19 protein-coding genes are annotated in these 17,665 nt (G+C 65.5%); 10 read left to right on the top strand and 9 right to left on the bottom strand.

The annotated features are described in order from the left end of the window. Nucleotides 1–103 precede the first annotated feature (103 nt). A complete protein-coding gene (locus AC1RWL_RS20820) occupies nucleotides 104–1,624 on the top strand; it encodes a DEAD/DEAH box helicase (RefSeq protein WP_435265482.1) in 1,521 nt (506 codons plus the stop codon). A 9-nt stretch (nucleotides 1,625–1,633) separates the two neighbouring features. Beyond that, nucleotides 1,634–2,050, top strand: a complete 417-nt coding sequence (locus tag AC1RWL_RS20815) for an NUDIX domain-containing protein (protein WP_493097028.1) — start codon at nucleotides 1,634–1,636, stop codon at nucleotides 2,048–2,050. On the opposite strand, the gene AC1RWL_RS20810 is transcribed toward AC1RWL_RS20815, so the two are convergent. The 8 genes from AC1RWL_RS20810 to AC1RWL_RS20775 all read right to left on the bottom strand — a co-directional run bounded on the left by AC1RWL_RS20810 (nucleotide 2,047) and on the right by AC1RWL_RS20775 (nucleotide 9,916). Continuing rightward, on the bottom strand, nucleotides 2,047–4,164 hold the full coding sequence (locus AC1RWL_RS20810; protein WP_493097027.1) for a TonB-dependent receptor domain-containing protein: 2,118 nt from the start codon (nucleotides 4,162–4,164) through the stop codon (nucleotides 2,047–2,049). The two genes, AC1RWL_RS20815 and AC1RWL_RS20810, sit on opposite strands and share 4 nt — an antisense overlap. Before the next feature lie 110 nt (nucleotides 4,165–4,274). Next, nucleotides 4,275–4,592, bottom strand: a complete 318-nt coding sequence (locus AC1RWL_RS20805; RefSeq protein WP_493097026.1) for a TfoX/Sxy family protein — start codon at nucleotides 4,590–4,592, stop codon at nucleotides 4,275–4,277. Between the two features lie 3 nt (nucleotides 4,593–4,595). Beyond that, nucleotides 4,596–6,206, bottom strand: coding sequence for an NTP transferase domain-containing protein (locus AC1RWL_RS20800; RefSeq protein ID WP_493097025.1), 1,611 nt, complete (start codon nucleotides 6,204–6,206; stop codon nucleotides 4,596–4,598). Beyond that, a complete protein-coding gene (locus AC1RWL_RS20795) occupies nucleotides 6,203–6,901 on the bottom strand; it encodes an XdhC family protein (RefSeq protein WP_493097024.1) in 699 nt (232 codons plus the stop codon). The genes AC1RWL_RS20800 and AC1RWL_RS20795 overlap by 4 nt, the downstream gene beginning before the upstream one ends. Next, a complete protein-coding gene (locus AC1RWL_RS20790) occupies nucleotides 6,901–7,233 on the bottom strand; it encodes an XdhC family protein (RefSeq protein ID WP_439627533.1) in 333 nt (110 codons plus the stop codon). The genes AC1RWL_RS20795 and AC1RWL_RS20790 overlap by 1 nt, the downstream gene beginning before the upstream one ends. A 10-nt stretch (nucleotides 7,234–7,243) precedes the next feature. Beyond that, entirely contained in the window at nucleotides 7,244–8,470 is a 1,227-nt protein-coding gene (locus AC1RWL_RS20785; RefSeq protein ID WP_493097023.1) for a vWA domain-containing protein, read from the bottom strand. Nucleotides 8,471–8,479: 9 nt separating this feature from the next. After that, nucleotides 8,480–9,355: an AAA family ATPase gene (locus AC1RWL_RS20780; RefSeq protein ID WP_493097088.1), complete on the bottom strand. Its 876-nt coding sequence runs from the start codon at nucleotides 9,353–9,355 to the stop codon at nucleotides 8,480–8,482. A 78-nt stretch (nucleotides 9,356–9,433) separates the two neighbouring features. Next, the gene (locus AC1RWL_RS20775; RefSeq protein ID WP_256116177.1) at nucleotides 9,434–9,916 is read right to left on the bottom strand and encodes a flavin reductase family protein; all 483 of its coding nucleotides are present in this window, start codon (nucleotides 9,914–9,916) and stop codon (nucleotides 9,434–9,436) included. Nucleotides 9,917–10,101: 185 nt separating this feature from the next. Here AC1RWL_RS20775 and AC1RWL_RS20770 point away from each other — a divergent pair, with 185 nt between their 5' ends. From AC1RWL_RS20770 to AC1RWL_RS20740, 7 genes are all read left to right on the top strand, one after another. Continuing rightward, on the top strand, nucleotides 10,102–11,178 hold the full coding sequence (locus AC1RWL_RS20770) for an ABC transporter substrate-binding protein (RefSeq protein ID WP_493097022.1): 1,077 nt from the start codon (nucleotides 10,102–10,104) through the stop codon (nucleotides 11,176–11,178). Beyond that, nucleotides 11,179–12,180 (top strand): P1 family peptidase, encoded by a 1,002-nt coding sequence (locus AC1RWL_RS20765; protein WP_493097021.1) that lies wholly within the window; start codon nucleotides 11,179–11,181, stop codon nucleotides 12,178–12,180. It abuts the gene before it with no gap. A gap of 82 nt (nucleotides 12,181–12,262) precedes the next feature. Beyond that, nucleotides 12,263–12,940: a ribulose-phosphate 3-epimerase gene (gene rpe, locus AC1RWL_RS20760; RefSeq protein WP_256115738.1), complete on the top strand. Its 678-nt coding sequence runs from the start codon at nucleotides 12,263–12,265 to the stop codon at nucleotides 12,938–12,940. Next, nucleotides 12,937–13,671: a DUF2259 domain-containing protein gene (locus AC1RWL_RS20755; RefSeq protein ID WP_493097020.1), complete on the top strand. Its 735-nt coding sequence runs from the start codon at nucleotides 12,937–12,939 to the stop codon at nucleotides 13,669–13,671. The genes rpe and AC1RWL_RS20755 overlap by 4 nt, the downstream gene beginning before the upstream one ends. Before the next feature lie 2 nt (nucleotides 13,672–13,673). After that, nucleotides 13,674–14,204 (top strand): hypothetical protein, encoded by a 531-nt coding sequence (locus AC1RWL_RS20750; RefSeq protein ID WP_493097019.1) that lies wholly within the window; start codon nucleotides 13,674–13,676, stop codon nucleotides 14,202–14,204. A 59-nt stretch (nucleotides 14,205–14,263) separates the two neighbouring features. Further along, nucleotides 14,264–15,571 carry an adenylosuccinate lyase gene (purB, locus tag AC1RWL_RS20745; protein WP_493097018.1) on the top strand — a complete coding sequence of 436 codons (1,308 nt, stop codon included), beginning with the start codon at nucleotides 14,264–14,266 and terminating at the stop codon, nucleotides 15,569–15,571. Nucleotides 15,572–15,644: 73 nt separating this feature from the next. Beyond that, the gene (locus AC1RWL_RS20740; RefSeq protein WP_493158466.1) at nucleotides 15,645–15,947 is read left to right on the top strand and encodes a hypothetical protein; all 303 of its coding nucleotides are present in this window, start codon (nucleotides 15,645–15,647) and stop codon (nucleotides 15,945–15,947) included. 96 nt (nucleotides 15,948–16,043) lie between these two features. On the opposite strand, the gene AC1RWL_RS20735 is transcribed toward AC1RWL_RS20740, so the two are convergent. After that, entirely contained in the window at nucleotides 16,044–16,847 is an 804-nt protein-coding gene (locus tag AC1RWL_RS20735; protein ID WP_256115733.1) for a DUF2189 domain-containing protein, read from the bottom strand. A 171-nt stretch (nucleotides 16,848–17,018) separates the two neighbouring features. Between AC1RWL_RS20735 and AC1RWL_RS20730 the strand changes: the two genes are divergently transcribed. Then, nucleotides 17,019–17,579 carry an RBBP9/YdeN family alpha/beta hydrolase gene (locus tag AC1RWL_RS20730; protein WP_493097016.1) on the top strand — a complete coding sequence of 187 codons (561 nt, stop codon included), beginning with the start codon at nucleotides 17,019–17,021 and terminating at the stop codon, nucleotides 17,577–17,579. Nucleotides 17,580–17,665 lie beyond the last annotated feature (86 nt).

Genomic DNA, 17,665 nt, shown 5'->3' with positions numbered 1-17,665 from the left:
TGACTTTCCGGCACTTTCGGCATATCTGCGCTGCATCCTAGCGGCGTGTCGACCGCTGAAACCCATTGCGTTCGCAAGAACCGGAACGGAAATAGTTTTCCCTTTGACCACTTTTGCTGATCTTGGCCTGAGCCCGAAAGTCCTGTCTGCCGTCACGGATTCGGGCTATACGATCCCGACTCCCATCCAGGCGGGCGCCATTCCGCCGGCTCTGGCACGGCGCGACATCCTCGGAATCGCCCAGACGGGCACCGGCAAGACTGCCTCTTTCGTTCTGCCGATGCTGACGCTTCTGGAAAAAGGCCGCGCCCGGGCACGCATGCCCCGCACGCTCATTCTGGAGCCGACGCGCGAACTCGCAGCGCAGGTTGCGGAAAACTTCGAGAAATACGGCAAGAACCACAAGCTGAATGTCGCGCTGCTCATCGGCGGCGTGTCCTTCGACGAACAGGACCGCAAGCTGGAGCGCGGCGCGGACGTCCTGATCTGCACGCCCGGCCGCCTGCTCGACCACTGCGAGCGCGGCAAGCTTTTGATGACCGGCGTCGAAATCCTCGTCATCGACGAAGCCGACCGGATGCTCGACATGGGCTTCATCCCCGATATCGAGCGCATCGCCAAGCTGATCCCCTTCACGCGCCAGACGCTGTTCTTCTCGGCCACCATGCCGCCGGAAATCCAGAAGCTGGCCGACCGCTTCCTGCAGAACCCGGAGCGCGTCGAAGTCTCGGTCCGCTCCTCGACCGCGACGACCGTGACGCAGCGCCTCGTCGCCACGCACAGCAAGGATTACGAGAAGCGCGCGACGCTGCGCGATCTCATCCGCGCCCAGGAAGACCTGAAGAACGCCATCATCTTCTGCAACCGCAAGGTCGACGTTGCCGACCTCTTCCGTTCGCTCGACCGCCACGGCTTTTCCGTCGGCGCGCTGCACGGCGACATGGACCAGCGCTCGCGCACCACGATGCTGGCCAATTTCAAGGAAAACAAGCTTACCCTCCTCGTGGCATCCGACGTCGCGGCCCGCGGCCTCGACATTCCGGATGTGAGCCACGTCTTCAACTTCGACGTCCCGATCCATGCCGAGGACTATGTCCACCGCATCGGCCGCACCGGCCGGGCTGGCCGCTCGGGCGCCGCTTTCACCCTGGTATCCAAGCGCGACGGTAAGTTCGTCGACGCCATCGAGAAGCTGATCGACCGCAAGGTCGAGTGGCTGAACGGCGGCCTCGATGCCCTGCCGCCGCAGGCCGAAGGCGAGGAGCGTGAACAGCGCTCGCGTGGCGGCCGCGAACGTGGCGGTCGTGATCGCGACCGCTCCCGTGGCCGCAAGGGCGAAGCCCGCGTGACCGAGACACGTCCCGAGGCACGCCCCGCGCCCGGCATTGAGACCAGCGAGACCGAAGAGAAGGTGGAAGCCGTGAAAGCTGAACGCAAGACGGAAGGGCGGCCGCAGACTCCCGCTCGCAACCCGCGGGCCGCGAACCATGCCGCCCCGCGTCCGGCCAACGACGACAACCGTGATCGTCGCAACCGCTACCGCCGCGACGACGATGACGGCCCGACGCCGCTCGGCTTCGGCGACGAGATCCCCGCCTTCATGCTGATCGCCGGCAAGGCCTGATCTCCTAGCATGTCCATTCCAGGCATCGATGTGCCAGGCCTCGGTTGCGGCCTGGCCATTTTGCGTGAGGGTAGGCTCCTGCTCTACCGGCGCCTTCGTGCACCCGAAGCCGGCTCATGGAACATCGTCGGCGGCAAGGTCGACCATATGGAACGCGCCGTCGATTCCGCCCGCCGCGAGGCGGAGGAAGAATCGGGGCTGGCGATCGGCGCCGTCGAGCTTCTCTGCATTTCCGAACAGATCATCGCGGAAGAACGCCAGCACTGGCTGTCGCTCATCTATGTGACGGAGGATTTTGCCGGCGAGCCGCGCGTCATGGAGCCGGAGAAACTGCCGGAATTCGGCTGGTTCGCCCTCGACGCCCTGCCCTCGCCGCTCTCGCGCTTCGCTGCCGATGCGGTGAAGGCGCTACGCAGCCAGATTTAGAACCGCGCCGTAGCACCAATGATGAAGGTGCGGCCGCGGCCGTTCTTGACGCCGCCGTAACTGTCCATCAGGCCGGCATTCGCCTTCATGTAGCTCTCGTCGAAGACGTTCTCGATATTGACGAACACCTTGGCGTTCTCGTTTATCTGCCAGGAGGCATGCGCGTCGAACAGCGTATAGGCGTCGAGTTCGAAGGCCATCTCCTGGTTGATATAGGCCTGCTTGCTCTTGCCGACATAACGCATGCGCCCGCCGACGGTGAGCGCTTCGTCCAGGAAGCGCATGCCGACGTCGATCGTCGCAAAGTCGTCCGGCAGCCGGCCCGTATCGCCGCCGACGCCGGCAGCAGCACCCTCCGGCTGGTTGGTGTCGGCGAGCGTCAGCGAGAAGCCGGCATAATAACGGCCGACATCGTAGCCACCTTCGACCTCAAGCCCCTTCATGACCGTCGTTCCATCGACGTTGACCCAGCGCGCGGCGCCATCCTCGCCGATGTCATAGGTGATGTAGTCGCGGATGCGGTTGTGGAAGTAGCCGACCTTCAGCCAGGCGGTATCGCCGGGCGTGAGCAGATCATCCGTCGTCATGTTGACGCCGAATTCCCAGCCGCGGCTCTTTTCCGGCAAGAGGTTGGGGTTGTTATTGACCGGGTCCGAGGAGCCGTCGAAGCTGTGGCCGCCCGGGTAGAACATCTCGGCCGCCGTCGGCGGGCGCGATGTGTGGGCATAGGTCACGTAGGGCTGCAGCCAGTCGAGCGGGCGCGCGGCAAGGGTGATCTTCGGGTTGACGTCGCCGCCGTCGCGCGACAGTTCTTCCATCGGGCACGGCTGGCCATCGGGCGCGCAACCATTGGTGCCCGGCGCGTCATAGCCGCTGATGCCTTCCAGCGACCAGTAATCGTAGCGCAGGCCGCCGGTCAGGTCGAAAATGCCGTGCGTGATCGTCGCTTCGCTGAAGACGCCGGCCTTGACCAGCGTTCCATCCGGATTGGCGCCGCGCTTGGCGTTCCCCTCATATTTATCGCGGCTGTAAGCTCCGCCATAGGTGAGCTTCAGTTCGGTCTCGTCGCTGAGGTCGAAGCGCATGCGGTTGGAAATGTCGAAGCCGGTCGTTGTGTTGGTGCCCTTGCGGCCGTCAAAGGTGGTGACATTGCCATTGCTGCCGTCGAATTCGAGATCGGTGATGTTGAGATAGGCGTTGATGCTGAGATCGATCAGGTCGCTGCCCGGCTGGTAGGTGTATTTCGCCGTATAGGTCTGGTTCTCGATCTGCCAGTTGTAGCCGGAGCTGCCCGGCAGGAAGTCGTTGCCGTACCAGATGGCGCCGAGCGCAAGCTTGTGATCGGAATCCGGCGAAAGGTTGATCTTGAACAGGCCGGATTTCGGATGCTGGTCGCCGGCAAACGGATAGGTCACGCCGTCGCCATTGTCGTAGGGGCTCTTCTTCGTGTCGCTGAGCGCGCCGACGATGCCGATCTCGCCCTCGCCGCCGACATCGGTGCGCGCTGCGCCCGTCAGCAGGCGAGAATAGTCGAAACCGTTCGTGCCGGCGCGCACCGAGGTCATCACGCCATAGTTGAGGCCGGGCAGCAGCACGTCGTCAACATCGAGCGTGCGAAAATTGGCAGCACCCGCCAGCGTGCCCATGCCCTCGGCACCGGAGACGGCGCCGCGCGTCACGTCGACGCCGACCAGCATGTTCTGCTCGACATAGAGCATGTTGTCGAAGGTGCCGCCGTGGCCGGAGAGGTTACGAAAGGTCTGCGGCACGCCGTCGATCATGCTGTTGACGCGGCCCATGCCTTGCAGGCCGCGGATATTGACGGTGATGCCCGGCTGGTCCGACGGTTCGCGGGTGAAGGTGCCCGGCGCGGAACGCAGCACCTGCGCGACGTCGCCGGCGTAATCCTCCTGGATCTTGACGCGATCGGCCTTCGAAACGGCGGCCGGGATATCGATGATGCCGTCCCCGTCGCTGTCGCCCTCGATGTTGATCTGCTGGAGGTCCGTGGCGGCCGCATCCTGCGCCTTGACGGGTGCCGCGGTGGCCAGGAGCGCAAGCGCCATGGCCGTGCCCGCAAGAAGCGTCGACGCGGAAGAACGATCGTATGTCATGGAAACCTCACCGGACATTTCGTCCACGCAAACTCAGGCGTGAACTGTCCGGTAATGGACAACATGACAATATAAGTCAAGTTTGATTGCGGCGTTTTCCGGGCGGGTTTTTATCGCGCGCGCAACGCCGCCTCGTAGGCCCGACGCACCCAGATCGCCATGACGTCGGGATCGTCGAGCGCCTCGTCGGGAATGGACCAATAGGGCATCTTCACCGGCTTGCCGCTCTTGCCGTCGTAATACCATTGCCGGCTGCCGGCGGCGGCAAAATCCGGCGCGCTTTCCTCGTCGGCCTTCAGCAGTATCTCGTCCTGCACCTCCAGCGCCAGGATGCGGCCCTCGTGATAGATGCCCTTGCCGCCGAACATGCGCTTGATCGTCACCGGCCCCAGCGCTTGGAACATCTCTTCGATCCCGTCACGATCCATGCTCTACCCCTTTAGAACGCCGCCGGCGGCCAGCACCGCCTCCGGCGTGTCGACATCGATATGCGCGGCCTCGCCGATCTCCACGTCGACGATGTCGAGCCCGGCGCTCTCGACGATATGCCGCGCGCCGACATCACCTTCCAGAGCGCGAATGGCGGCAAAGGTCGCGCGCGGCAGCACGACGGGATTGCCACGCTTGCCGCCGGAGACGGCCCGCACGATGGCGTGCCCGCCGGCCGCAGCGAAGGCATCGAGCAGCAGGCGCACATCGGCGCCGGCGACATGCGGCATGTCCGCCAGCATGACCACGACGCCGTCGCAGCCCGGCCCAAGCGCGGAAATGCCGGCGCGAAGAGAGGTCGACATGCCCTGCGCGTGGTCCGGATTGCGCACGATATCGATTCTCAGCCCCGCAAGCTCCGCCTCGATCTCCTCCGCCCGGTGTCCCGTGACGACCAAGACCCGCGCCGGCTTTGCCTCCAGGGCCGCCTCCGTCGAGCGGCGCACCAACGCCTCGCCGTCGAAGGCGGCCAGCAGTTTGTGGCTGCCGTTCATTCGGCTGGCCCGGCCGGCGGCCAACACCAGAGCTGCGACGGAGAGAGGCTGCTCCGGTCCGCGCAGGTCGCGCGGCTGCGGGCGGGTCGGGATTTCCGCGAGAAGGCCGCCGACGCCCATTCCCGTTATCTCCATCGGCCCCGGATTCTCCCCGGCGAAAATACGCGCGAGGATCCAGTCGAAGCCGTTTTCCTTCGGGCTGCGGGCGCAGCCCGGTGCGCCGATCACCGGCACCGTGCCCACGCGGCCGAGAACCAGCAGGTTGCCCGGATCGACCGGCATGCCGACATGGTCGACCACGCCGCCCGCGGCGCGGATCGCGGCCGGGATCACGTCGTTCTGGTCGGTGACGGCGGAGGCGCCGAAGACGAGGACGAGGTCGTTGTCCGCGGCCGAGCGATGGATCGCCTCTGCAAGCACGCCCGCCCGGTGCGGCACCCGCACCTCGCCCGTGAGCCGGCTACCGGACGGCTGCAGGCGCTGTTCGACGAGGCGGCGCGTCTTGTCCATCACCGAGACCTTGAGCGTCGGAAGTTCGGTCGCGACGAGGCCGACGCGGTGCGCGGCGAAGGGTTTGACCTCCAGCGCCCGGCTGGTCGCCATGACGGCCGCGGCCTTTCGTGCAAGATCGCCGGAAACGGCAAGCGGAATGATCTTGATCGTCGCCACCATGTCGCCGGCCGCGACGCTGGCGTGGTCCGGCAGGGTGGCGACGGTGATTGCCGGATCGACCCGGTTGAACCGGTCGATCGCCGCCCGGTCAGCGACAAAAAGCCCGTTTGCCGTCGCATGCAGGTTGATGCGGCCGGTCGCGGGCGGGGTGAAGGTCAGATGATCTGGAGGGATTGCCGCGGCAATCAGCGATGCCGCCTCGTCCTCGCCGATGTCGCCCGTTTCGAGCCGCACGGCGATGACGGTCTCGACACCGGCCGTGGTCAGGGCGTGCCGGTCCTGCGCAGTCACCACATGTCCCTTGTGCAGCGACAGGCCCTCGACCCGCACGCCATGCGCCAGGCGCGCGCCGACAGAATCGGCAACCGGGACTTCGCCGAAAATCATGGCCCGGCCCCGAGCAAGGGCCGGCGGCGCAGATGCGCGACGATATCCGCCAGGATGGCGACGGCGATCTCCGCGGGGCTGGCGGCACCGATATCGAGGCCGATGGGGGCGGAGATGCGGGCGATCGCCGCCTCGCCGTGTCCGAGCGTCGTCAGGCGCTCGATACGCTTGGCATGGGTCTTACGGCTGCCGAGCGCGCCGACATAGAAGCAGCCGGTGGCCAGCGCCTGCGACAGCGGGACATCGTCGATCTTCGGATCATGCGTGACGGCGACGAGCGCCGTATAGGCATCGAGTGGCCGCGCCTTCAGCACATCCTCCGGCCAGTCGGCGACGAGGTCGATGCCGGCAAAACGCTCTTCGGTGGCAAAGGCCGTGCGCGGATCGATGATCGTGATATCGAAACCGGCAATCCTCGCCATCTGCGCCAGCGCCTGGCTGATATGGACCGCGCCGATGACAACGATGCGCGCCGGCGGCAGATGCACGTTGAGGAAGAATTTTCGCTCTTCCGCCTCCACCACGCCGGATTTTCCGGAGCGCAGGGCACTTGCGATCGCTTCGCCGAGCGGTCCCGCAACCGGATCGCCCTCGCGAATGACCCGGTCGCGCCCGTCGCCGAGATCCGTCAGGTGGATGACGGCGCGCCGCGCCGTGCGTTCCGCATTCAGCTTGCGCAGCAGGTAGGGATCCATCAGCCGATACGCTCCACATAGACGCGGATGCGCCCGCCGCAGGAGAGGCCGACGCGCCAGGCGGTCTCGTCGGCGACGCCGAATTCCAGCATGCGCGGCTCGCCCTCGGAAATGACCTCCATCGCCTCGCCGATCACCGCACCCTCGACGCAACCGCCGGACACGGAGCCATGGAAGTTGCCCTCGCCATCGATGACCAGATGGCTGCCGACAGGGCGCGGTGCCGAGCCCCAGGTCTCCACCACGGTGGCGAGCGCCACCATGCGCCCGTCGTCCATCCAGCGTTCCGCGATGGTCAGCGGGTCGAGCATGTCGTTTGCGGTCGCGTCCATTTTCACCTCCTCATACCGCCGGCAGGAAACGCCGCGGGTCGCCGGCACCGCGCGGGGCGGCACCGGAAAGTGCTGCGACCAGATCGGCCATGGCATCCAGATTGTGCACCGGCCGCAGGTCGTCGACATGCGGCAGCATGGCACGCACCCCGCGCGCCCTTGCTTCAAACCCTTCGAAACGTAGCAGCGGGTTGAGCCAGATCAGCCGCCGGCAGGAGCGGTGCAGCCGGTCCATTTCCGTTTCCAGCAGTTGGATGCCCTCGCGCTCCAGCCCATCGGTGATGAGCAGCACGACGGCGCCCTGCCCCAGCACGCGGCGCGACCACAGCCGGTTGAATTCCTTCAGCGTCTCGCCGATGCGCGTGCCGCCGGACCAGTCGCTGACCGTCTGGCTGCACGCCTCAACGGCGAGATCGGGATCGCGATGGCGCATCGCGCGGGTGACGTTGCTGAGCCGCGTGCCGAACAGGAAGGCATGCATGCGGCGGCGATGTTCGGCGAGCGCATGCAGGAAATGCAGGAAGATGCGCGTGTACTGGCTCATGGAGCCGGAAATATCAGCGAGCACGACGAGCGGCGGATGAACCGTCTTCGGTTCGCGATGGCGCGGCAGGATCAGCGCGCCGCCGGTGCGCATGGCGTGGCGCATCGTGGCGCGGGCATCGATCGCCACCGGCCGGGTGGAGCGGCGGAAACGGCGCGTGCGCACCTCGTCCATCGGCAACACGAGGTTGGATATGGCGCGCTTGGCCTCGGCAAGCTCCGCCGCAGTCATCTGCGCGAAATCTGTCCGGCGCAGCACCTCACTGCCGGAAGCGGTGAAGCGGGCGTCGATCTCGATATCCGGCTCGTCGCGAAGGCGCTGCTCCTGCCGTCCGAACAGCGCATCGGACACGCGGGTCTCGCCCGCCTTGCGCTTCTCCCGCTCCTCATGCCGCGTGACGACCGGCGACATCAGCGCGATCATCTTCCCCACGAGGTCGCGCGCACGCCAGAACAGCCGGAAGGCCTCGTCGAAGACGGCGTCGTCCTCATGGCGCTTGACGAGCGTCGCATGCAGCGCAGTATAGAATTCCTCGCGGTCGCCGATGCCGATCGCCTGCACGGCCTCGATGGCGTCCGTCACGGCCGCCGGCCCGATGCGCAGGCCGGCCTTGCGCAGCACGCGGGCGAAAAACACGATATTGTCGGCAAGCCGTCCATCCACGGCATTCGAAACATCGCTTTCCGCCGCCATCACCATCGCTCAGCCCGCCGCCGCCAGACCGGCCTTGACGTCGTCGAGCAGCTTGCGGCCCTCAGCGCCATCGATGCGCGCAATGTCGTCCTGGTATTTGAGCAATGTGCCGAGCGTGTCGGCGACCGTCTCCGGATCGAGCGCCACTCTGTCGAGTTCGGTGAGCGCCGTCGCCCAGTCGATGGTTTCGGCGACACCGGGATTCTTGAAGAGATCGAGTTTGCGCAGCTTCTGCACATAGGCGACGACCTGGCGCGACAGCGTGTCGTTGCAGCCGGGCACCTTGCGGCGGATGATTTCCAGCTCCTGGGCGGCCTGCGGATAATCGACCCAATGATAGAGACAGCGCCGCTTCAAGGCGTCATGCACCTCGCGCGTGCGGTTCGTCGTGATGATGACGATGGGCGGCTCGGCGGCACGGATCGTGCCGAGCTCCGGCACTGTCACCTGGAAATCGGACAGCACTTCCAAGAGGAACGCCTCGAAGGCCTCGTCGGTGCGGTCCAGCTCATCGATCAGGAAAATTGGCGCACGGCCGTCCGGCGCGGAAAGCGCCTGGAGCACCGGGCGGCGGATCAGGTAGCGCTCGGAGAAGATATCGGCCTCGATGCGGCCGCGGTCGGTGGTGCCGGAGGCTTCGGCGAGGCGGATCTCCAGCATCTGCGCCGGGTAGTTCCACTCGTAGACCGCCGAGGAGATATCGAGGCCTTCGTAACATTGCAGGCGGATCAGCGGGCGATCGAGCGAGGCGGCCAGCACCTTGGCGATCTCCGTCTTGCCGACGCCGGCCTCGCCTTCCAGGAACAGCGGCCGCTTCATGCGCAGCGCGAGAAACAGCACGGTGGCGAGCGAGCGCCCGGCGAGATAGTTGCCGGCCGAAAGCATCTCCACGGTTTCGTCGATCGATTGCGGGATGTGTCCGCGCTGGTAAACCACGCCGCTCCTCCGTTCTGGAGGTCGAACTTATAGCGTGTGGTAGCCCCGGTCCATATAGAGAAGCGCCGGTTTGTGCTCGCCGGTGGAAATGCCCATCACCTCGCCGATGAGGATCATGTGCGTCGCCATGACCTTCAATTCGACGAGCCGGCAATCGAAGGCGGCGCGCGCATCCATCAAGACTGGGGCGCCGGTCACCAGTTCTCCCCAATTGCCCATGGCGAAGCGCTTTTCCGACGTCATGGCCGGGTCGCGGCCCGAAAAAGCATTGGCGAGTTCGACTTGGTCGGCGGACAGCGAGTTCAGTGCGAAATGGCCGCTCTTGGAGAAGATCGCATTGTTTGGATTGGAGGCGTTGAGGCAGGCAAGGACCATGGCCGGATTGTCCGACACCGAGCAGGCGGCGGTGATCGTCACGCCGCGCTTCTCGCCCTCGTGCGCCGTCGTCACGATCTGCACATGGCCGGCATAGCGGCTCATCGCATCGCGGTAGAGCGACGGGTCCAGCATCAATCTGTCCAACACGGCATTCTCCTTCAACACAGGAGATACATGGCGAAAGTGAAGAAAAATGTAAGCCCCGTCGTCGAATTTTCCTGTCCTGCCAGAGACAAGCGGGGAATTGCGACGATATTTTCTTTGACCCCGCCGGTGCGGCCCTTACAAAGGGCATCATCGCGATCCATGGATTGAGAATGAAGACCTTTTTCTTCGCCAGCCTCATCGGCGCCTCGGTATTTACGGCCCTGCCGGCGACGGCCGCCGGCCTCACCTTCGCGGTCGTCGCGCCCGCGGACGGGCCGCTTGCGATCCTCGGCCAGCAGGTGCGCGACGGCGCGCGCTTTGCGGCGGAGGCGAATGGCGACACGGTCGTGGAGATCGCGGAAGCCTGCGACGAGACCGACGGCGACGGGATCGCCAAGCAGATCCTGGCCGCGGACGCCGTCGCCGCCGTCGGCTTCCTCTGCACGGAAGGGCTTGCGGCGTCCTTGCCGGCGCTCGCGGAAGCAAAGGTGCCGGCCATCACGCTTTCCGTGCGCTCGGGCATCCTGATGGAAGACGCGCTGAAGAAGAACTGGCCGCTCTTCCGCCTGGCACCCGGCCCGAAGGCGGAGGCCGACAAGGCGGTGGAGGTCATCACTCGCGACTGGAAATCCGAGCCCTTTGCCCTCATCGACGACGGCACGATCCATGCCCGCGAGCTGGTCGAGGCCATCCGGCTGCGGCTGGAGGAGGTCGGCATGAAGGCCGTTTTCGTCGATACCTATCGCCCGGCGCAGGAACAGCAGCTCACCCTCGTGCGCCGCCTTTCCCAGACCGGCGTGACCCATGTCTTCGTCGGCGGCGACCGCACGGACATTGCGGTAATCGCGCGGGATGCAAAGGCGGAAAAGGTGTCGCTGGCGCTGCTCGGTGGCGAGGCGCTGCTGGGTGCCGATCCCAGCGTGCCGATGACCGACGGCGTGGAGGCGATCGCGCTGCCGGACTATGGCGCGCTGCCGGAGGGCGAACCTGTCGCAGCGGCACTGAAGGCGAAGGGCATTTTTGCGGAAGGTTACGTGCTGCCCGCCCACGCCGCCATTACCGCGCTTGCAACCGCGGCTGCTACGGGTCGAGACCTTCCGCAAAAACTCGCCGGCGGCAGTTTCGCGACGGCGATCGGCACGGTCGCTTTTGGCGCGGACCATGAACTCGGCGACAATCCCTATCGCCTGCTTGTCTGGCGCGGGGGTGCCTTTGTGCCGGCCGGGACCGCGCCTGAGAGCGAATAGATGAAGCCTGGCGCGAAAAACAGCATCACCGATGTCGCCGGCCTCAAGGTCGGCAATGCGACGGATCATGACCTGCGCTCCGGCGTCACCGTCGTCGTCTGCGAAGACCCCACCACCGCCGCGGTGCAGGTGCTCGGCGGCGCGCCGGGGACGCGCGAGACCGATCTTCTGGAGCCCCACAACACCGTACAGACGGTTGACGCCATCGTGCTTGCCGGCGGCTCGGCCTTCGGGCTGGATGCCGCGTCCGGCGTGCAGGCGGGCCTGCGCGAGGCGGGGCGCGGCTTTGCCGTCGGACCCTTTCGCGTGCCGATCGTGCCTGCCGCCATCCTGTTCGACCTGATGAACGGCGGCGACAAGGACTGGGGGCGCTACCCGCCCTATCGCGAACTTGGCTATGCGGCGCTCGCTGATGCGGCCGCCGATTTCGAGACCGGCAGCGTTGGCGCCGGCACCGGCGCGCTCACCGCGACCGTCAAGGGCGGTCTCGGCTCGGCCTCCAGCGTGCTGGAGGGTGGCTTCACCATCGGCGCGCTGGTGGCGGTCAATGCGCTGGGCTCCGCGACTATCGGCGATACACGGCATTTCTGGGCGGCGCCCTTCGAAGAAGCCGACGAGTTCGGCGGCCTCGGCATGCCCACGCCCTTCCCCGCAGACGCCCGCATGCCGCGCACCAAACTGTCGCGACGCCCGACGGGCATGGAAAATACCACCATCGCCGTCATCGCCACCGATGCGGTGCTGAGCAAGGCGGAGGCCAAGCGGCTGGCGATCGCCGCCCATGACGGCTTTGCCCGCGCGCTGTGGCCGGCGCACACGCCGCTCGATGGCGACCTCGTCTTCGGGCTCGCCACCGGCAGGAGCGGCCGCACGCCGGCACCGGAGGATTTCATCGCGCTCTGCGCGGCCGCCGCCTCCACCATGGCCCGCGCCATCGCCCGCGGCGTGCACGATGCGGTGCCGATGCCCGGCGATGTCATGCCAAGCTGGTCGATGCGGTAAATTCGCCCGTTGTTCGCCCCTGCCGGGGATGGTATGGCGACGCCAAAATCCGTGCCCCACATCCTTGTCCAAGGAACCTGACATGACCCTTCCCATCCGAATCGCGCCCTCCATCCTCGCCGCCGACTACGCCAAGCTCGGCCAGGAAGTGCGCGACGTCGTCGCGGCCGGGGCGGACTGGATCCACCTCGACATCATGGACGGCCATTTCGTGCCGAACATTTCCTTCGGCCCGGATGTCATCAAGGCGCTGCGCCCGCACACCGACGCCTTCTTCGACTGCCACCTGATGATCGCGCCTGCCGACCCCTATCTCGAAGCCTTTGCCAAGGCCGGCTGCGACAGCATCACGGTGCATGCCGAGGCCGGCCCGCATCTCGACCGCTCGCTGCAGGCGATCAAGGCGCTGGGCAAACGCGCTGGCGTGTCTATCAATCCCGCGACGTCGGAAAGCGTGCTCGACTATCTTCTCGACAAGATCGACCTCATCCTCGTCATGACGGTCAACCCCGGATTCGGCGGCCAGAAATACATTCCGTCGATGCAGGAGAAGCTGCGCCGCGTGCGAAAAATGGTCGGCGACCGGCCGATCGACATCCAGGTCGATGGCGGCATCGCGGTCGATACGATCGCGCTGCCCGCCGCGGCCGGCGCCAATGTCTTCGTCGCCGGCTCCGCCATCTTCAGCGGCGGCCATGTTGACGCCTATCGCAAAACCATCGACACTCTGCGCAGCAATGCGGAGGGTGCGCGGGCGTGACGGTTTTCGGAAGGGCGGCGATCGCGCTGCTCGCCTCCCTGCTGGCTGCGGCCGGCGCATCGGCCGGCGACTTCGCGAGCTACCAGACGCTCGGCTTCTCGCCGGATGGAAAGGTCTTCGCCTACGAGGAATTCGGTGTCCAGGACGGCTCGGGCTTTCCCTATTCCAACCTCTATTTCATCGACACGGAGAAGGATTCCTTTCTCTCCGGCACGCCGATCCGCGTGCGCATCGATGACGAGGAGGCGGACCTCGCCAAGGCGCGCGCCGAAAGCCTCGGCAAGGCGAAAAGCCTGATCGAACAGCACAAGGTGCTCTCCAATCCCGGCGTGCTGGCCGCCTTCAACCCGGTGGGCGAAGTGGGCGTCGATCGCAAGCGCCTCGAATATCTGCAATATGCCATCGAACCCACGCCCGGCGGCAGCTTTGCGCTGGCAATAGACGATATCCCGCTGGAGGTATCGGACCGATGCCGGGACCTCGTGATCGAGGGCGGCAAGGGTTTTCGCCTGAAGCTCGTCACGCGCGACGGTGCGGCGGCCGACGAGGTGCTCCACGAGGACACGCGCGTTCCGGACAGCCGCAACTGCCCCCATTCCTACCAGATCTCCGGCGCCGTGACCTTCAGCCCGCTCGGCGCCGATCCGGTCCATGTCGCGCTGGTGCTCGTGCGCAGCTTCGGCTTCGAGGGCAGCGACGGCCGCTGGATCGCCGTTCCCTTCCGGCCTTGAGCATGGAACTTGCGGCGAGCACGACGGGCGCAGCTTTCCGTGAGCCCACGCCGATCCTGCCCGCCCTGCCGCTGCATCTCGGCGGCGCCGTGGGCTGGGGCCTGCTGATGGCCGCCTGTGCCTATGTCTCGCTTGCGATGCAGGGGCGCGCTGAGACCTTTCACCTCGATACGATCCTCTCCATCTATGCCGCAGGGGGCTTTGCCGCCTGGCTCATCGCGTTGCCGATGGCCCGCCTGCTGACGCGCCGCCGCAACGTCGAGACGCGTTTTGCCGCGCATTTCGCGCTGCTCGGCCTCGGCACCGTCGCCTTGACCGCCTTCTTCTTCGCCATGGATTACCGGCTGTTCTATGCGCAATGGCACCAGCCCTTCGGCACGCGCATCTGGGCCTACCAGTTCGTGTTCACGTCGCTCGGCGCCTGCTACCAGTTTCTCGTCATGGGCCTCGGGCTCTACCTGCCGGCGGGATTGCCGCTGCTTGCGGGCGCCAGCCTGTGGCTCGCGCGATGCATGCCCGCATACATGCGTTGAGCTTGCCGGCCATCTTTGCTAAAGCGGCGGCAACGCCCACCTGAGAAAGTCTTGAGCCGATGATCCCCCGCTATTCCCGACCGGACATGGTCGCCATCTGGTCGCCCGAAACGAAGTTCCGCATCTGGTTCGAGATCGAGGCGCATGCCTGCGACGCGCTGGCGGAGCTGGGCGTCATCCCGAAATCGGCGGCCGAGACCATCTGGGAAAAGGGCGGTAAGGCGGAATTCGACGTCGCCCGCATCGACGAGATCGAAGCCGTCACCAAGCATGACGTCATCGCCTTCCTGACGCATCTTGCCGAATTCGTCGGCCCCGACAGCCGCTTCGTGCACCAGGGCATGACGTCGTCCGACGTGCTCGACACGACCTTCAACATCCAGCTCGTGCGCGCCGCCGATATCCTGCTCGCCGACATGGACCGCGTGCTGGCCGCGCTGAAGGCCCGCGCCTTCGAGCACAAGGACACGATCCGCATCGGCCGCAGCCACGGCATCCATGCCGAGCCCACGACGATGGGCCTGACGCTCGCCCGCTTCTACGCCGAGATGGACCGCAACCGCGCGCGCCTCGTCGCAGCCCGCGCCGAAATCGCCACCGGCGCGATCTCCGGCGCCGTCGGCACCTTCGCCAATATCGATCCGCGCGTCGAAGAGCATGTCTGCGAAAAGCTCGGCCTGACGCCGGAGCCGGTCTCCACGCAGGTCATCCCACGCGACCGTCATGCCATGTTCTTCGCCGTGCTCGGCGTCATCGCCTCGTCGATCGAGAACGTCGCGATCGAGATCCGCCACATGCAGCGCACGGAAGTGCTGGAAGCCGAAGAGTTCTTCTCGCCGGGCCAGAAGGGCTCGTCCGCCATGCCGCACAAGCGCAATCCGGTGCTGACGGAAAACCTGACGGGCCTTGCCCGCCTCGTGCGCATGGCCGTGACGCCGGCGATGGAAAACGTGGCACTCTGGCACGAGCGCGACATTTCCCACTCCAGCGTCGAGCGCGCCATCGGCCCGGATACGACGGTGACGCTCGACTTCGCGCTGAACCGGCTTGCCGGCGTCATCGAGAAGCTGGTGATCTATCCGGACAACATGCTGAAGAATCTCAACAAATTCCGCGGCCTGGTTCATTCGCAGCGCGTTTTGCTTGCCCTTACGCAAGCCGGCGTTTCGCGCGAGGACGCCTACCGCCTCGTGCAGCGCAATGCGATGCGGGTCTGGGAACAGGGCAAGGATTTCCTGGAAGAGCTGCTCGCCGACACGGAGGTGCGCGCCGCCTTGTCCGAAGAGCAGATCCGCGAAAAGTTCGACCTCGGCTACCACACCAAGCATGTCGACACGATCTTCCGCCGCGTCTTCGGCACCGTCTGAAATCGATCCCCAAACGTGCCGGCGAAGCCCCTTCGCCGGCCGGAAACTCTGTATTAGACTTCCCTTGCGTGCAATGCCGCACGCAATCTGGGGGCTGAACATGAAGTTTCTTGCTGCCGCATTCCTTGCCATAGGCTTGAGCCTGTCGTTCGTCGGTACGAGTTCCGCGCAAACGACACCGGAAACGATTCCGCAAGACCAGATCCCACAATCTATAGTCTCTCTACTGAGATCAGACTTCGACATCATCAATGTGGCGCCAATTTCCGAAAGCTACGCCGTCTTCCTCAAAAAAGAGGAACTCGTCATTATCTGCCAAATGGGCTTCAAAGACGACGCTTTCTCGACCGACAAATGCTATCTACTGAGGAAGTAAGGGCCAGAAACGGCGATGGCGCCAATGGCGCCATCGCCCCCCTCTGACGGGCGGCCTTGCGCCCTCCTCCTGGCGCTCGTTCCACCCGCGAACGTTCTATTGCGGCTCGTCGACCACGATCTTGCGGTAGAGATGCCAGGTGGCATGGCCGAGGATCGGCATGACCACGGCAAGGCCGACGAAAAGCGGCACGGTGCCGATGATGAGCAGCGCCGCGACGATCAGGCCCCAGCAGGCGATCGGCACGGGGTTGACCAATGTCGCGCGCAGCGACGTTTCCATCGCCGAGACGGCGCCGACATCCCGGTCGAGCAGCATCGGAAAGGCGATGACGGTCGTCGCCAGCACGACGAGGGCGAAGCAGAAGCCGATGGCATTGCCCGCCAGCATCAGCAGCAGCCCGTTTTCGGAGCTGAAGATGGAGGCGAGGAACAGCGCGAGCGACTGCGGCGGCTCCGGCCCGAACAGGTTGGTGTAGAGGATCTGCGCGAAGACGAGCCAGGCGACGAAAAGCGCCATCAGCATGGCGCCGACGGCAAGGATCGAAGGGAGTGCCGGCGAATGGCGCACCTCCAGCGCATGGCGCCAGGACGTGTCCATCCCGCGCTCGCGCCGCCGGCTGATCTCGTAGAGGCCGATGGCGAAGAAGGGACCGAGCAGCGCGAAACCGGCGATCAGCGGAAAGATCAGCGGCAACAGGTTGGCGCCGGAACTCCAGGTGACCAGCACCACGCCCGAGATCGGATAGATCAGGCTGAGGAAGACATAGTGCGAGGGTTTTGCGCGAAAATCGTCAAAACCGCGCGCCAATGCATCCCACACGTCGGACAGCCCGATCCGGCGGATCGCCGGACGCGCCACCACGCTGTCTGGGCCTGCCATCACATGAAAAGTCGCCATGATCACGCCTCCTTGCCGGTTTGAAACCGTCACGGCCCGTGCGCGCGTGGAGGGCAATCGTCCGCCAGTACGGCCGGCCGTCATTGCATCGAAGATGGCGGATTATACACCCGGGCGGCGATTTGTCCTCCCCTCTTGACTTCAGGACTTCGTGAACGCACATGCGACCGCATGAAAGCGTCAGAAGCAGAAATCCTCATCGTTCCCGGCTACACCAATTCCGGGCCGGAACACTGGCAGAGCCGCTGGCAGAACAAGCTCGGCTCGGCGCGCCGCGTCGAGCAGGCCGAGTGGTCGAAGCCCGTACGGGAAGACTGGGTCCAGCGCGTGGTCGAGGAAGTGGCGGCCGCGACGAAGCCCGTCGTCCTCGTCGCCCATTCGCTCGGCGTCGCCGCCGCCATCCATGCCGCGCCCCATTTCGGTAACAAGGTCGCCGGCGCCTTCCTTGTCGCACCGCCGGATGTCGCCAACCCGGACATCCGCCCGAAACACCTGACGACCTTCGGGCCTTATCCGCGCGAGCCGCTGACCTTCCCGTCGCTGGTGGTCGCGAGCCGCAACGACCCGTTCGGCACCTATGAACATGCCGACGACGTCGCGGCCGCATGGGGCTCGCTGCTGCTCGATGCCGGCGAGGCCGGGCATATCAACACGGAATCCGGCCACGGTCCCTGGCCGGAAGGCACGATGGTCTTTGCGCAGTTCCTGAGCCGCCTCCAGGCCCCCGAATGACGCTTCTATGACGAAGGTGGTATTTCGTCATTAAGAGGAATTTCATAGAAATCCTGCACGCTCTGGCTGTTTAGTTCAAGCAGGCG

Source organism: Shinella sp. GW821-FHT10F02 (assembly GCF_058809275.1).
Note: the sequence above shows the minus strand (reverse complement) of the source record. Positions and strands in the feature narration are given on the sequence as shown.